The following is a 16,654-nucleotide window of genomic DNA, read 5'->3' as shown; positions in this document are numbered from 1 at the left end:
GAAAGGATGACAGCAAATGGGTGAAGCAAAAAAGCGCAAGGTACACACGGCCGAGTTTAAGGCGAAGGTCGGCCTGGAGGCGGTTCGCGGGGTCAAGACAATCAGCGAGATCGCGCAGTCATACGCCGTGCATCCGCAACTGGTCGGGCAGTGGAAGAAGGAAATTCTTGAGTCCGCAGGGGCGCTGTTCGAGGGTAAGCGCGGGCCCAAGCCGGCCGAGGACAAGGGCGACGAAGAGCGGCTGTATGGCGAGATCGGGCGGCTGAAGATGGAAGTCGATTGGCTCAAAAAAAAGTTGGGGGTGTGAGCCAGGAAGCCAGGATGAACTGGATCGACGGCGCCGAGGAACTGCCTCTGAGCCGACAGTGCGAGCTGGCCGAAGTGCCGCGCGCGACGGTGTACCGGCGACTGACTGCCAAGGTGCCGGAAGATGCTGGTGCCGAGGACTTGCTGTTGTGCCGGCTGATCGACGAGCAATACACGAACCGGCCGTTCTACGGCAGCCGGCGCATGGTGGTGTTCCTGCGCGCGGCGGGCCACGTCGTCAACCGCAAGCGCGTGCAGCGACTGATGCGCCGCATGGGGCTGGCCGGGATGGCGCCGGGGCCGAACACGAGCAAGGCTCATCCAGAGCACAAGGTGTATCCGTATCTGTTGCGGGGCGTGCCGGTGACGCGGCCCAACCACGTGTGGTCGACAGATATCACCTACATCCGGTTGGCGCGGGGATTCGCCTACCTGGTGGCGGTAATCGATTGGTACAGCCGCAAGGTCCTGTCCTGGCGGCTCAGCAACAGCATGGATGCGTCGTTCTGTGTGGACTGCCTGGAGGACGCCCTACGCGAGCATGGCAAGCCCGAGGTGTTCAACAGCGATCAGGGTTCGCAGTTCACGAGCAAGGCGTTCACGGACGTGCTCAAGCGCGAACGGGTGGACATCAGCATGGACGGGAGAGGGCGGGCCCTGGACAACATCTTCGTCGAGCGCCTGTGGCGCAACGTGAAGTACGAGGACGTGTACCTGAAGGGCTACGCCAACATGGCCGAGCTGATGGTGGGATTGGCCCAGTACTTCGCGTTCTACAACGCGGAGCGTCCTCACCAGTCCCTTGGCTACGAGACGCCCGCCAGCGTCTATCGCAGCGGGACCGGCGGCGGAGCGCTGATCGTCGACAAGTATGGCGACGCCGAGGCGGTCGTTGAGGGAACGGTGTGCGGGTAGAAAGCCCTGCCGGGGGCGGCCACTGGAGGATGATGCCCTCCAGCGGCATGATTAGAGAATCACGGGGCAGCGCCGACCAGCTGCAGCGGTGGAAACGGACACAGCTTAAACTTGCTGAATAATTGTCTTGACCGATGGGTCCACTTTAGTAAGTATCTGAATCCGGACCGCGTTTTCAGATCGTCCGAGGAACTGCTTGATCTTGAGGTGCTGCTTGATCCATTTGAAGAACAGCTCGATTGCCCAGCGCTTTTTGTAGTGCTGGGCAATTTCCATGGCACTACTGTCGAAGTCGTTAGTAGCCAGAACGATGGGCGTATCTTTGTTCGGCCGCGCCACGATGACACGGCGCAAAGGCTTCCCAAAGTAGAGATTGATCCGTTTTCCGCCGAGCCGTTTGTGCTTGAAAGTAACGATTTCGTCGCTGAGCACGATGTGCGCATCATCAGCAGGGATGTCCGATTTCTGCAGGACGTTGACAGCGGCGTTGTTCTTGAAACGAGTAACAAAGCGCGCGTTGGCCTCGTCAATGGATTTCCACCAATTGAAATCGCAATAGCCCTTGTCAAATACATAGAGCGCGTTCGCTTCGAGCGGTACGTCAACTGCCCGTTCAACGTCATTGACGTTGGGGTGGCTAATGTCGTGCCAGACAGGGATTGCATCATGGGCATCATACAAAACGTGCAGCTTCAAGCCTTGCGTATTGCGAGTGCTATTCTCGGGCGTCCACCTCTCAAACTCCCGTCCCTTCAACGTCAACGAGGTGGAGTCAAGCAAATACATCAGATCATTGCTTTGCTGGCGCAGCTTACGCGACACCTTCCCCATCAACCAGGCAGCGGTATCACTAAACACCGTGTCAGATCGATTCTCATTGGCGTCAGCCAAGGTGGAGCGCTTGATCGCTGACGTACCAAGATGGTAGTGATGCGCGACATGACTGTTGAAGCCAGTCTCCAGTGGTCGCAACCCCTTCGCCTCACTGATCTGCGCGTAGAGCATGGCAATGAGATGATCCCAATGCCCGAACTTCTTGCAATATTTGTCGGCATTGTGCCGTTCGACTAGTTGAGCGAAGGTTCCTCGCGGGAGCCCCTTCATTAAACGCTGAAAAGTAGTTATGCTGAACATGTTGCAGGTTTGGTTTTTAAGTTGGCAAACAGAGGTTAACCCTCGTAAACCAATACCTGCAACCCTTTTAACGTTGTCAACCCACTTTATTCCGGACAGCAGTGCGCGCAGACGGGAACCCAATTTTGTACCGTAGCCGTTGGCTGAGCGCCGGACCTGGATTCCCGCCTTCGCGGGAATGACGGAGCATAAGCTAGCGGCATTAGCATCTGGACTTGCCTCGTTCCACGGAATTGGAGAAGTTTCTTAGGAACTGGAGGCTGCGCGGGAGCGACGGAGGGCTTAATACTTGTAATGCAGCGCCAACCCCACCGCCCGGTCATAGCGGCGCGTATCGCGCACCAGGCCCGGGTCCTTGTTGAAATAATCGTGATACGGCTGGTCCAGCAGATTATTCCCATCCAGGGTCACGGTCAGCTGCTTGCTGATCCGGTACGACAAGGACCCGTCGAGCGAGCGCAGCGGCGCCACATACAAGTCCAGCTTGTCATTACCCCGATAGCGTTCCTCGGCCATGAACTTCGAGCGCCAGTTGTACGCCAGGCGCGCCGACCACGCCTCCTTCTCGTACAGCCCCACCAGGTTATACGAGGTCTTCGACATCCCCAGGAAGGTCGACTCGCGTCCATCCGGATTGGTCTGCTTGCCGGTGATGTACGTGAAGTTCGCCTCCAGCCCCAGCCCGCTCAGCATCCCCGGCAGGAAGTCGTAGAACTGCCGGTAACTCATCTCGACGCCTTCCAGATTGGCCTTGGCCAGGTTGTAGCGGCGCGTCACATCGTACTCGCGGCCGTTGATGATTTCGCGCGCCGCTTTTTCCACCGAACGGTCGGTGAACTTGTGCTGGAAAATCGTTCCCGTCAACGAACCCGTCGGCGCAAAATACCATTCCAGCGCCACGTCGATATTGTCCGATTTGGTCGGCCGCAGATTCGGATTGCCGGCCGCGCCGGTGCCGACGATGCCCGACGAATTCGACGTCGCCGCCACCCCTTCGGTCAGCCGCAGCGCCGGATTGTAGTCGGCAAACGCCGGCCGCTCGACTGCACGGCCGCTGACCAGGCGCGCCACCAGGGTTGGCGCCAGCTCCGCGCGCAGCGCCAGGCTAGGCAGCACATCGGTGCGGCTGGTATCGACCGACACCGGCGCGACTACGCCGACGATCGACGAATTGCCCTTGAGCGTCTGCTCGGTGCGCACCACGCGCGCGCCCACCACGCCGCTGATCGGCACGCCCATGTGGAAACCGAACTTGGCCTTCGCGTACAAGGCCGAGGTGCGTTCCACGTCGCTGTAGTACGACAGCGGATTGTCTTCCAGCTGCGCGGGCGAGCCGGTCAGGATGGTGCGCACGACGTCGGTATGGTCGAGGAGATAGTTATGGTCGGCCACCACGTAGCGGTTCACGCCATAATTGCCGCCGGTCGGCGCCGACAAGGTCCACAAGCCGGGAAAGCTGCTGGCCGGTACGCCATTTTGCGGACTATTCGCGTACCACATGTCGCGGATCCCGCGCGACGAGGCCTTGCGCTCGGCCAGGCGCACGCCGCCGGCCAGTTCCTTCACAAAACCGAGCACGCCGTTCTCGCTTGTGTCGTAGACCACATCGCCGCGCCAGTCGTTCGAGGTGCCCTGGCGCGCGTTGGCGATGTCGGTGCCGCCGCGCACGCGGAACTTGGCGTCGTCCGGGTCTTCCATGTTCGTGCCCGGGAAGTCCAGGTAGCCGCCGCCCGAGCGCACCGCGCCCAGGAAGCCGCGCGCCGTGTAATCGAAGTCGAAAATCACGCGCCGTTCCTTGAAGTAGCTCGCGGTGCGCGCCACTTCGGTGGTCAAGCGCAAGGTGGGCGTGGCATCCCAGCGCGCGCCGACGGCCACCTGTTGGTTGGTCACATCGTGCTGGTAAGCCTGGGTCGACGAGAAGCCCGGCGCATCCTGGTTCAGGCGCGTGATGGTGTCGAGATTGTTCGTGCCCGGCTTGGTCGTGATGGTCGCGCCGGTGAAGTGCGGCGGGAAACCGATCATGAAATTGTTCTGGAAGCGGTGGTCGATATTCGTGCGGAAGCCTTCGGCAAACACTTCCACGGTCGGACTCGGACGCCATTGCAGGGCGATGTTCCCTGCCTCGCGCTTGCGGTCGCCGTTACCCATGAAACGGCCGAAGTTCTCGGCGCCGGTCACGCCATTGTCGATCGGGATCGGAAAGCCGGCGAACGCCACTTCATCGTGGTAGCGGCCGCGCTGGTACGACAGGCCGACCAGCGCGCCGAACTCGCCGATATCGGTCTTCCAGCGGTCGCTGACCATGGCGCTCAGGTCGGGATTATTGGTCTTGGCCTTGTCGCGGTTTTCCACGCGCGCATTCAGGTTGACCTGCCGGCCCTTGAAGTCGAACGGGCGGTTGGTGCGCACGTCGATCACGCCGGCGGTGCCGCCTTCGGGCAGGTCGCCGCCCTGAGTCTTGTAGACGTCGATGCGTTGCAGCATGGAGGCCGGCACATCGGCCAGGTACAGGCTGCGGCCGGTGTCGGAGAAAAACTCGCGGCCATTGAGGAGGGCCACCACGCCGCCCAAGCCGCGGATGATGACCGTGCCGGCCTCGCCGCTGCCGCGCGAGACTTGCACGCCGGGGACGCGTTGCAGGATTTCGGCCACGTTCTTGTCGGGGAACTTGCCGATATCGTCGGCGACGATGGAATCGACCACCTGGTCGGCGTTTTTCTTGATCGTTTGCGCGCTCTGCGCCGCCTTGCGCACGCCGCTGACGGTAACGACGGCGGTGTCAGGAGAGGCGGGGAGTGCTTCCTGGGCGGCGACCGAGACATGACTGAGCATGCCGGCGCCGAGCAGGGAGGCTACCAGGGATTTGAGGACGATGGGACGGGCCGTGCGGGCGCGGCCGCGGGCGGGGGCGGGATTGTTCATGGGTCTCCGATGATTGTTATCGAGCTCAATGCTCTTATTTGCCCGAATCATAGGGGACACGCAGAAATTGCTCCAATCATGTTTTTGCCGTTGCCGATACCGATCTTGGTATCGGCAGCACCGCTGTCGTTCCCGCGCCAAAGGGGAGTCGGCGGGAACCCAAGTCCGCTCCGCAGCCAACGACTGAGCGCGGAACCTGGGTCCCCGCCGAGTGCCGCCTTGGCGCGGGGACGACTCTACCTTTGATGGCCTAGTCGTCGTTTTGCCAGAACGGACCATTCTCCACGAACACCACTGTTGTTCGTGGCGGAATGCTGAAGGTGCCGCTGGCGCGCTCGTACGTCGCCGTCCTGGCCAGCCGGTCATTGTCCGACTTGCGCTGCACCTTGTGCACGGCCAGCTTGCGCCCCTTGAGTTCATCGATCGTGATGGTCCTGGCGACTTTGTCGACGTTGAAAAAGGTCGCCACGCTGGCGTATTTCGCGCCCGGATAGCGGCGCCCGTCGATGCTCATCGCGATCAAACCGGCGACCTGCTGCGGCCCCACGTTGTGGAACCTGAGCCGCTCGCTCACATCCCTGGCGCTGCGCAGGCGGAACAGGGTGGTGTCGTTGCGTATCTCCAGCAGGTCGAGGAAGTAATCGCGCACCGACACAATCGCCGCCGAATCGGGCTTGATCAGCGCATTGGCGAGAATCGGCGACATGAATTCCCAGTTGGCCTTGTTCACACCAGCCATCGGCAAACCGACGCCGAAGTTATTCGACTGGTAGGAAAAGTCGAGGCGGTTGAACCAGTCGCCGGCGTTGTAGCTGTCGCGGTCGAGCGACTTCGAACGCAGGATGTCCTGCCCCGCGTGGAAGAACGGCACGCCTTGCGACAGCATGTTGATCGCCGCGCCCAGGTTCTGCACGCGCACGCGGTCCGCAAAGCTGGTCGCCTGCGGCAGCTTGAAGGCATTCAGGTCGAACAGGGTCTGGTTGTCATGCGCTTCGACGTAGTTGATGGTTTCGGCCGGACTGGCCGCGAACCCCGCCTTCTGCCCGAAATAATCGATGTCCGCATTCTTGCGCACCACACCAGTGCGGTCGGTGAAACTGTAGTCGCGCAGGGTGCCCGACAAGCCCACCTTGATCAAGTCGCCCAGGCGCAGCAAGTCGTCCTTGGTTTGCGTGCTGGTGGCATTCGGGTCGTAAAAGGCGCCGTTGATGAAGCCCTGCTGGCCGATCAGGTCCGCCCCGCCATCGCAGCAGCCGCCGCCCCGCACCGCGTCGCGCAGGCGGTCGTTGAACGAGCCGATACCGCTGCCGAACATATTGGCCTGGCGCGCCTGCACGAAGCGCGCGTCGTTGCCGACCACGCCGAAGTTCCAGGCTTCGCCGTACAGGTAAATGTCGCGCTGGGCGGCGCGCTCGACCGTCGCTTTCAGCTTGGTGATGACCGCCAGCGGCGCCATGCCCATGATGTCGAAGCGGAAGCTGTCGACCTTGTAGTCGGTGGCCCAGGTGACGACCGAATCGGTCATCAGCTTGGCCATCATCGCGTTTTCGGCGGCGGTGTCGGCGCAGCAGCTGTCGTTGGTGATGGCGCCGCTCGGATTGAGGCGGTAGTAGTAGGCCGGCACGATCTTGTCGAGCACCGACAGCGGGCTTTGCTGCGCGCCGCTGGTGTGGTTGTAGACCACGTCCATCGTCACGCGCAAGCCGTGTTCGTGCAGCGACTTGACCATCGCGCGGAACTCGCGCACGCGCACCGCGCCGTCGCTGGCGTCGGTCGCGAAGCTGCCCTCGGGCGCGCTGTAATGGACCGGATCGTAGCCCCAGTTGAAGCAGTCGCTGTCGCCGGCGGCCGCCACGGCGGCTTGCTGCGCCTCCGAATTGGACGCCGCGGCCGGAATGACTGGTGTGCCGCAACCGGTTTCGTTGACGCTGGCGATGTCGAAACTTGGCAGCAGATGGATATGGCTCATGCCGGCGCGCTGCAACGCGCGCAGGTGGCGCATGCCGTTCGAGTGCACATCGGTGAAAGCGAGGAACTTGCCCCGATGGCTGGCCGGCACAGTGAGGTCGCTGGCGCTGAAATCGCGCACCTGCAGTTCGTACAGGGAGATATCGGTCGGATGCTCCAGGCGCGGAATCGGATGATAGTCCCAGCCGGACGGTTTGAGCGCGGCGCTGTCCAGGTTCGCGACGAAGCTGCGCTGGCCGTTGGCGTTCAGGCTCAATGAGTACGGATCGGTGACCACGTTGCTGACCACCGTGTTGTTGGCCCAGCGCGACAGCACATTGACCGTGTAGGTGTAGTAGGCGCGGTTGGTCCAGGCGGCGTTGGGGGCCGTGTAGTGCCACACGCCGCTGGCCGTGTCGCGCGTCATCGGCACGCTGCTGGCGCTGGCCGCGCCGGCATTCGCGTACACATTGAGCGCGACCGATTTGGCGGTCGGTGCCCACACGCGGAAGGTCGGCACGCCGGCCCGGTTGAAGGTGGCACCGAGCGCGCTGTTGGCGGCGGCCGGGGCGAACAGGGCATCCAGCAGGCCGCTCGTTTGCAGCGACGTGACCTGTACCAGCTTGCCCGCCGCGTCGAACTGGGCGATGGCGAACTGGCCGCTGACTTTGGCGGGCAGGCCGGCCGTGTCGGCGCCGGATAGTGTCAGCGTGGTGGACCCGGCCAGGTGCGGATACTTCGCTTGCAGCGCCGGCGACAGGGCACCGGCCGCGCGCAGGTCGATGCTGCCATCGGCGCCGGTAACGCCGCCCGCTGCGGAACCCAAGCCACCGTTGGCCGCGTAAAACAGCTTGTAGCTGCCACCGGCCGGCGTGCCCGGCCACACCACGGTATCGGGCGAGAGCCAGTGCGCGGCGGCGTTGGCCAGGTTGCCGAAGCTGATCGCCGGGGCGCTGGTGTAGACCTTGCAGTCGCCTTCGAGCAGCCAGATTTCCTGGCCTCGGGTGGCGATGTCCGCCGCAAAATCGCCGGCCTGGTCGCTGGCGCAGTTCTTGTTGCCGCTGCCATCGGTAAGCAGGAAATCGATTTTGGTCTTGGTGGCATCGACCGCAATATCGACATAGCCGCCGTAGCTGTCGCTGGCGGCCAGCATGAAGCGGTCCTTGATCCATTCGACGCTGGGCTTGGCCGGGCCGGACCAGGAATACACGCCCCACTGCGCTTCGTCGCGCTGGGCGCGCCGGTAGTGCATGCGGATGGTGCCGGGTGCCACGGCGGCTGCCGCGACCGATGCGCGCTGGACCGACTCCGACATCATTTTCGGGGTTTCGGGGGCGCTGGTGGAATCGGAACCACCGCAGGCGGCCAGCAGGCTGGCGCACAAGCTCGCGCTGAGCAGGCGCTGAGATGGCGATGTGAGTCGTGAAGTAATACTACCTAGAGAATGCATGTGCAACTCCTGAAGAGGGGGATGTGCAGCGGCGCCCTTGTCCTTGATACGTCGTTTTTGTGACGCCGCTGGCGATAGGCTGTGAGCCTATGTAATATTACTACATATTGTTTTACCGAGTTATAAGAAAATCAAGGCGAACGCCGGCCGCCGCCGACGAGGGCGGAACGGACGATGGCTGGGGCAGGGAAAGGAAGGCGGAGCGGGACGTACTTGTGCTACGAACAGGTCAGGGCAGGGCCCAGATCCAGCGCACGATGTGGAAGAACACCGGAGCGGCGAAACCGAGCGAGTCGAGGCGGTCCATGTAGCCGCCGTGGCCGGCGATGCCCGTGCCCCAGTCCTTGGCCCCGAGCGAGCGCTTCACGCCCGACATGACCAGGCCGCCCATGACGCCGCCGATGACGATCAGCGCGGCCATGCCGGCCGCCTGCAGCGGCGTGAACGGCGTGACGAAGGCCAGTAGCGCGCCGATCCCCATCGTCGCCAGGCCGCCGCCGATCAAGCCTTCCCAGGTCTTGTTCGGGCTTAGCTTGGGCACCAGCTTGTGCTTGCCGAACAGCTTGCCGAAGACGTACTGCAGCACATCGCTGATCTGCACGATGAAGACGAAGAAGAACAGCAACTGGGCGTTGTGGCCTTCGAAGTTCGGTATGTCGAGCATCAGCAGGGCCGGCGCATGGCTGACGCCATACACGCAGATCATCACCGCGAACACGATGCGTGCATTACGCGACAGAAAGTCCTCGGTATCCTGGCTGATCGCGCTGGCGGCCGAGATCAGGAAAAAGATATACACCGGGATCATGATCGCGAACAGGCCGTACCACTGGGTCCACAGCAGCCAGTACTGGGCCGGCAGGGCGATGAAGAAGGCGATGAACAGTGGCCAGTAATCGCTCTTGCGGGTCGGCGTGAGGGTGAGGAATTCGCGCAGCGCCATCAGCGAGGCGAAGCCGAACACCACGATCGTCACATAGCGCCCCAGGACCAGCGCTGAAAACAGCACGCCGGCCATGATCCACCACGCGTTGATGCGGGCGTTCAGGTTGATGATGGTCGCGCTGCCGGGATTCCTGAGCCGCAGCACGAAGCCGACGCCTGAGGCGACCACCAGGATCGCCAGCAGGATCTGGCCGGTCAGTATGAATTGGGGAGTCATCGGGAGCGCCTCAGAAAGTATCGGCCAGGTCGCACACGGCTTGGTGCATGCGCGCGAGGAAGGCCTCCTTGTCCTCGCCGCGGTCGTTGTACAGCGGCGCGCCGAAGTGCGAGCGGCACAGCAGCGGCAGCGGGAACGGGGCGCCCTTGGGCAGCGCGCGGTGCAGGTTTTGCTGGTACACCGGCACCAGGGCCAGGGTTGGGCGATCCTTACTCAGGTGATACAGCCCGGATTTGAACTCGCCCGGCAAGGTCGCATCCTTGCGCGTGCCCTCGGGGAACACGATCAGCGAATCGTGCTGGTCGAGCGCTGCGGTCAGCGGCACCAGCGCCTCGGCGCCGCCCTTGGCGCGGTCGACCAGCACCACGTTGAGCAGGCTGTGCGCGATGTAGCGGCGCAGCGCCGTCTTGTCCCAGTAATCGGCGCCGGCCACGGGGCGCGTGCGGTCGCGCATGGTGGGCGGAATGGCACCGAGCAAGCCCGTGGTATCCAGATGGCTGGTGTGATTGGCGAAAAACACGCAGGGATGGGCAGGCGCTACATCGTAGAAGGCGGCGCCACCGACGATCAGCCGCTGCAGGCCGAGCAAGGCGTCGCGCTGCAGGCGGAAGAAAGGGTTCACTGCCTGGCTTTCTGTTCGAGCTGGCGGCACAGGGCCAGGGTGCGGGTCACGCAGGTGACCAGGCTCAATAGGACGATGATGGCCATGGCCATGGCCACGCCCATGGTCGGGTAACCGAGCGGAAGGACCGGCACGACAGCGGCGGCCAGGCAAGCCACGGTGAGGACGGCCATGCGGTGCTGCTTGGCCATGGGGCCGCGGAAATCGTGGCCGAGGCCGCAGGAAGCGCCATACACGCGCACGTAGGCGGTCAGGGCGGCGGCCAGGGCTGCCAGCCAGCCGAGCACGGGATCGGCGGCCGCATAGCCGGCGGCGACCAGCAGCAGGGAATCGGCGATACGGTCGGGGAATTCGTTGAACACGGGGCCGAGCGGCGTGGCCTTGTTGTACTCGACGGCGACCATGCCATCGAACAGATTGCACAAGAGGCGGCCCTGGATGCACAGCGCGGCGGCGATCGGGAACAGGGCGGGATGGTGCATGAAGAGCCCGCCGCGGATGAGCGCAGCGGCGCCGAGGGCGGCAAAGACGATGCTGAGAACGGAAATCTGATTGGGGCTGATGCCTCGGTCGGCCAGCCATCGTGCAATCCGCCTTGCCCAGCCGGCATCGCGCACGGTAATGGGCCGGCGATCGGATTCGTCGTGTTGCGTCATGGCATCTATTATTGGCAGTAAAGGCGCCCCAGTGTAGTTGTTATTTAACTGTCTATCAACATTAATATTTTTGCTTTGGGCAACACATGCACAACCGGGGTCTGACCTCTGATTAGCAATTAATTACCGTGTCGAATCAAGATCCCGGCTCCAGTGTTGCCGGCGCGCGTCATCGATCTGGTGGATCGGGAGCCGGCCGCAGAGTGAGGAAGTACGCTGCCAGATGACGTATCCGTGACGTATCCGAACCGGGCAGCTTGCTTGTTCAAAACAATTTCTAATCAGAGGTCAGACCCCGGTTGTAGGAGGTCTGCCCCGATTTCGCGGATTTTCTGACCTCTGGCAGGCAATTATTTCTAATCAGAGGTCAGACCCCGGTTGGGAAATTGTGAGTGGCGGTTAGCCTTGGGCGATGCGGCTGGCGATGTGGGCCAGCGCTTCGTCGACCTGGTCGATCAGGATCAGGCACAGGTCGCCTTCGCCGAGACGCGCCAGCGCCGTGTCGATCGCAACGAACTCGCCGTTGATTTCGTCCACGTGCGTGGTGCGCGCGGCGCCCGTCAGGCCCTGGCGCAGCAGCGCGACGACTTCGCCGTCGGCACGCCCGCGCTGGCACTGGTCCTGGTACAGCAGCACGTCGTCGAAGGCCGCACCCAGAATCTCGGTCTGCTGGCGGATGTCTTCGTCGCGCCGGTCGCCCGCGCCGCTGATGACCACCATGCGCCGCTTGGCCGGCATGCTTTCCACCGCACCCACCAGCGCCAGGATGGCGTCCGGATTGTGGCCGTAGTCGGCAATCACGGTCGCGCCGCGGTAGCTGAAGACGTTGAAGCGCCCCGGCGCATTGTCGCTTTCGTTGGCGAACGATTTGAGCCCGGCGCGGATGTCGTCCCACGCCGTGCCGACCGCCCATGCCGCCGCCACCGAGGCCATCACGTTGTCGACCTGGAAGCCGATGCTGCCGCCGCGCGTGATCGGCACCTCGGCCAGCGCGATGCGGTGCTCCACCTTGCCTTGCGCGGCGACCAGCATGCCGCCGTCGACGTAGACCACGCGCTGACCCTGGGCGCGGTGGGTCGACATGACCGGATGCCCGCTGTCGGCGGTGAAGAAGGTGACCGTGCCGCGGCAGTTGTCGGCCATGCCCACCACCACCGGGTCGTTGGCGTTCAATACCGCCACGCCGCCGTTGGCGACATTTTGCACGATCACGCGCTTGAGCACCGCCAGGTCTTCGACCGTGGTGATGTAGTTCAGGCCCAGATGGTCGCCCGCGCCGATGTTGGTGACCACGGCCACCTGGCAGCGGTCGAACGCGAGCCCTTCGCGCAGCATGCCGCCGCGCGCGGTCTCGAAGACGGCGGCGTCCACGTCGGGGTGCAGCAGCACGTTGCGCGCGCTGCGCGGGCCGCTGCAGTCGCCGCTGTCGATGCGCCGGCCTTCGATGTAGACGCCGTCGGTGTTGGTCATGCCGGTGCGCAGGCCGCCGGCCGTGAGCAGGTGGGCGATCAGGCGTACCGTGGTGGTCTTGCCGTTGGTGCCGGTGACGGCCACCACGGGAATGCGGCCGTCGTCGCCGTCGGCGAACATGGACGAGATGATCGCTTCGCCCACCGGACGGCCTTTGCCGAAGGAGGGCGACAGGTGCATGCGCAGCCCGGGGGCGGCGTTGACTTCGACGATGCCGCCGTTCTGTTCTTCGATCGGTTTGAGCACGCTGTCGCACACCAGGTCGACGCCGCAGATGTCGAGGCCCACCATGTGGGCGGCGGCAATCGCGCGCGCGGCCACTTCGGGATGGACGTCGTCGGTGACGTCGCTGGCCGCGCCGCCGGTCGAGAGGTTGGCGTTGTTGCGCAGGATGACGCGCTGCCCCTTGGCTGCAACCGATTCGGCCACCAGCCCTTGCTTGGCCAGGCTGGCCAGCGCGATGTCGTCGAAGCGGATCTTGGTCAGCGAGGTCGAATGGCCGTTGCCGCGGCGCGGGTCGAGGTTGACCTGGTCGACCAGTTCGCGCACGGTGTGCTTGCCGTCGCCAACGACGATGGGCGGGTCGCGCCGCGCGGCGGCAATCAGCTTGTTGCCGATGACGAGCAGGCGGAAGTCGTGGCCGGGCAGGTAGCGCTCGACCAGGATATCGTCGCGAAATTCGGCGGCGGCGTGGTAGCCGGCCACCAGCTGTTCGCGGGTGGTGACGTTGACCGTCACGCCTTTGCCCTGGTTGCCGTCCTTCGGCTTGATCACGACCGGCAGGCCGATCTCCAGCGCGGCGGCCCAGGCGTCGTCCGGGTCGGCGGCCACGCGCCCCAAGGGCACCGGCACGCCGGCCGCGTGCAGCAGTTTCTTGGTCAGTTCCTTGTCTTGCGCGATCGATTCGGCAATCGCGCCGGTGCTGTCGATTTCGGCGGCCTGGATCTTGCGCTGGCGGCTGCCCCAGCCGAACATGACCAGGCTGCCGTCGGTCAGGCGCCGGAACGGGATGTTGCGGGCCACGGCGGCTTGCACGATGGCGCCGGTGCTCGGGCCCAGGCGCACGTCTTCATCGAGGTCGCGCAGTTGGGTCAGGGCGGCGCCAAGGTCGAACGGGGTGTCGGCGGTGGCGGCGGCGCACAGTTGTGCGGCCAGGTCCATGGCCAGGCGGCCCACCACTTCTTCGGAATACTCGACCACGACCTGGAAGATGCCTTCCTCTGGTGTGGCGGTGGTGCGGCTGAAGGTGACCGGGCAGCCGGCTTGCGCCTGCAGCGACAGCGCCGCCAGTTCCAGCACCTGGGCCATGGCGATGGGGTCGTGGTGGCCGAGCGTTTGCAGCGGGCTCATTTCGGGGAACAGCGCGCGCAGGCGATCTTCGAAGCCGGGCAGGGCGCCGACATCCTGTTCGGCACTGGTGCAGGCAACGACCGCTTCGACCGAGGTGTGGTGGCTCCAGAGGTTGGGGCCACGCAGGGCCCGTACGCGAGATACTTCCATAAACCGTTTCATCCTATGTGGTGCGCTGGTGCGTCGCTGCGCCCTCGGGCGTTGACACTGCCGGCAGCCCGGCCATCCGGCCGGGCGCTGTGTTGTTAAAGTTTGGCTTTGGCGGCTTTGTTGGCAGCCGTGTCGAAGGTGCGCAGGCCGGCCCCGATCAGGGCGGCCGGTACATCCAGCGCCCATGCCGCCGCCACCGCCGCCAGCACCGTTTCGGGATACTTCGCCGTGCCCGGCTTGAGCGTAGACATCTGGAACAGCACCGTTTCCTGCGCGCCGTCGCCGAGCACCACGTCCTGGCCGCGCATGAAGACGGCGCGCTCGCCGGCGCCGCGGTGGGCCGCGATCACGGGCAGTTCGGGGTCGAGCGCGTAGAAGATCACGCGGCCGTCGCACAGGTCGGCCAGCGCCGCCACGCGCGCGTCCGCCGCGTTGAGGACCGCCGCGCCGTCGGGCAGGATCACGTCGACCTGGGTGCGCAGCACGTTGGCCATGCCGTCGGCGTCGTTGATGTGGAATTCGGCCAGCGCTTCCTGGCCATCCATGTCGGTCACCACGCCCACCGTGCACTTGTCGTAGGCCAGGCCTTCGGACAGGATGGTGTGCGCATTGCTTTCGAAAACAGCCGCTTCGACGGTGCGGTTGATCAGCAGGCGCTGGCCGGCCTCGAAGGTCATGGCGTTCTCGCCGGTGACCTGGCGCTGGTCGAGGAACAGGCCCTGGCCGCTGGCCACGCCCGTATGCTTGCCGGTCAGGTGCACCAGGCAGCCGATCAGGCGCGCAATCAGGCTGGTGCCCCTGGTGCCGGTCACGCCGATCAGCGGGATGCGCCCGCTTTCGCCGGCGCCGAACAGGTGCTCGATGATGGCGGTGCCGACCGGGCGCGCTTCGCCCTGGCCGGGTTTCAGGTGGGCCAGCAGGCCCGGACTGGCATTGACTTCGATGATGGCGCCGCGCTGGGTGTCGAGCGGGCGGGTGACGTCTTCGGCCACCAGGTCGATGCCGGCGATGTCCAGGCCGACGATGCGCGCGGCCAGTGCGGCGGCGTGGGCGATCGATGGGTGCACCTGGTCGGTGACGTCGATGGCGACGTTGCCGTTCGGCTGGATCAGCACTTTCTGGCCGGCCAGCGGGACCGAGTGGGCAGTCATGCCCTGGCGTTCGAGTTCGAGGATGATTTCGGCGGAGATGTCGGGCGCGATGAGGTTGAGCGGCGAATCTTCGCCGACGCCGCGGCGCGGGTCGATGTTGATCTGGCTGTCGACCAGGGCGATGATGTCGCCCACGCCGTCGCCGGTGACCCACAGCGATTCGCCCTTGGCGGCGGCGATCATGCGCGTGCCCACCACCAGCAGGCGGTGTTCGTCGCCGGGGATGAAGCGCTCGACGATCACGCTGGCGCTTTCGCCCTTGCGCGCGGCCAGGTGGTAGGCTTTTTCAACGTCGGCCTGGGTCATCAGGTTGAGCGAGACGCCGCGCCCGTGGTTGCCGTCGTACGGCTTGACCACCACCGGCAGGCCGATGTCCTGCGCTTCTTCCCAGGCTTGGGCGGCGCTGCGTACCAGGCTGCCCTCGGGCACCGGCACGCCGCACGATTGCAGCAGGGTCTTGGTCAGGTCCTTGTCGCTGGCGATGCTTTCGGCAATCGCGCTGGTGCGGTCGGTTTCGGCGGTCCAGATGCGGCGCTGGGCGGCGCCGTGGCCGAGTTGCACCAGGTTGCCGTCGGTCAGGCGGATGAAGGGAATCTTGCGTTCGGTGGCCGCTTCGACAATGTGGGCCGTGCTGGGGCCGAGGCACTGGCGGTCGACGATGTCCTTGAGGGTGGCGACGGCGGCGGCCAGGTCGAATCCGGTGTCGTCGATGGCGGCCATCAGGAGGGCGCGCCCGGTCTCGAGCGCGGCCAGGCCGACTTGTTCCTGGCGCGTGCGGAAGGCCATCTTGTACACGCCAGGCTGGCCGGTGGAGCGCGTCTTGCCGAAGCCGGTGCGCATGCCGGCCAGGTTTTGCAGTTCGAGAACGACATGTTCAAGGATGTGGCCGGACCAGGTGCCTTCGCGCAGGCGCTCCAAAAAGCCGCCGCGCTCGCCCACGCCGCAACGGTGTTCGATCAGGCCGGGCAGCCAGGCGGTCAGGCGTTCGTACAATCCGGGCAGCAGGTTCGACGGAAAATCCTCGAGCGCGCCGATATCCAGCCACGCCTCGATGACCGGGCGATAGGTCCAGATGTTGGGTCCGCGCAGGTGACTTACCCGCAGAACACTGATTTCTTTCTTCTTTGTCATGTCGTTATTTCTTGATAACAGGCCTGGGCTTGTTCACGACCCAAGACCTTGTGAGGCTTTTCAAAGCGCATCATGTTGTATACTTGCTAGAGACGAAGCTTACCGTGCTGAACCGATTTCTGCCAGTCTGGATTCCCGAACGAATCGCGCGGGCCTGCCCCGCGGCGCTCTGGTACGGCATCTCCGGGAGCCATCCTGATCGCTTCCACGTTGAACAATTTCCGCCCGTAAATTCGTGGCCCAGAGCTGGAACCGCACTACGATGACTATAGATCCATCTGTTTCTCC

At 64.3% G+C, this 16,654-nt stretch carries 9 protein-coding genes; 1 reads left to right on the top strand and 8 read right to left on the bottom strand.

The window, feature by feature from the left end; genetic code table 11:
- Positions 1–16: 16 nt before the first annotated feature.
- A protein-coding gene (locus IV454_RS32375; RefSeq protein WP_206088614.1) for an IS3 family transposase occupies positions 17–1,221 on the top strand; the annotation gives its coding sequence in 2 pieces (ribosomal slippage) (positions 17–302 and positions 302–1,221; 1,206 coding nt in all).
- Between the two features lie 105 nt (positions 1,222–1,326).
- Here IV454_RS32375 and IV454_RS32370 read toward each other — a convergent pair.
- The 8 genes from IV454_RS32370 to IV454_RS32335 form a co-directional block, all read right to left on the bottom strand.
- Complete coding sequence (locus tag IV454_RS32370) at positions 1,327–2,478, bottom strand: IS4 family transposase (RefSeq protein ID WP_206089638.1); 1,152 nt, start codon at positions 2,476–2,478, stop codon at positions 1,327–1,329.
- Positions 2,479–2,637: 159 nt separating this feature from the next.
- Entirely contained in the window at positions 2,638–5,277 is a 2,640-nt protein-coding gene (locus IV454_RS32365; protein ID WP_206089637.1) for a TonB-dependent receptor, read from the bottom strand.
- A 250-nt stretch (positions 5,278–5,527) separates the two neighbouring features.
- Positions 5,528–8,674: an alpha-1,6-glucosidase domain-containing protein gene (locus tag IV454_RS32360; RefSeq protein WP_206089636.1), complete on the bottom strand. Its 3,147-nt coding sequence runs from the start codon at positions 8,672–8,674 to the stop codon at positions 5,528–5,530.
- 229 nt (positions 8,675–8,903) lie between these two features.
- Complete coding sequence (locus IV454_RS32355; RefSeq protein ID WP_054264018.1) at positions 8,904–9,836, bottom strand: phosphatidate cytidylyltransferase; 933 nt, start codon at positions 9,834–9,836, stop codon at positions 8,904–8,906.
- Positions 9,837–9,846: 10 nt separating this feature from the next.
- Positions 9,847–10,458, bottom strand: a complete 612-nt coding sequence (locus IV454_RS32350; RefSeq protein WP_206089635.1) for a lysophospholipid acyltransferase family protein — start codon at positions 10,456–10,458, stop codon at positions 9,847–9,849.
- Positions 10,455–11,114 carry a CDP-alcohol phosphatidyltransferase family protein gene (locus tag IV454_RS32345; RefSeq protein ID WP_206089634.1) on the bottom strand — a complete coding sequence of 220 codons (660 nt, stop codon included), beginning with the start codon at positions 11,112–11,114 and terminating at the stop codon, positions 10,455–10,457. The genes IV454_RS32350 and IV454_RS32345 overlap by 4 nt, the downstream gene beginning before the upstream one ends.
- Before the next feature lie 399 nt (positions 11,115–11,513).
- The gene (cphA, locus tag IV454_RS32340) at positions 11,514–14,084 is read right to left on the bottom strand and encodes a cyanophycin synthetase (protein WP_206089633.1); all 2,571 of its coding nucleotides are present in this window, start codon (positions 14,082–14,084) and stop codon (positions 11,514–11,516) included.
- A gap of 95 nt (positions 14,085–14,179) precedes the next feature.
- Positions 14,180–16,366 (bottom strand): cyanophycin synthetase, encoded by a 2,187-nt coding sequence (locus IV454_RS32335; protein ID WP_206089632.1) that lies wholly within the window; start codon positions 16,364–16,366, stop codon positions 14,180–14,182.
- Between the last annotated feature and the right edge of the window lie 288 nt (positions 16,367–16,654).

It is taken from the genome of Massilia antarctica, assembly GCF_015689335.1.
Lineage (GTDB): Bacteria > Pseudomonadota > Gammaproteobacteria > Burkholderiales > Burkholderiaceae_D > Telluria_A > Telluria_A antarctica.
Note: the sequence above shows the minus strand (reverse complement) of the source record. Positions and strands in the feature narration are given on the sequence as shown.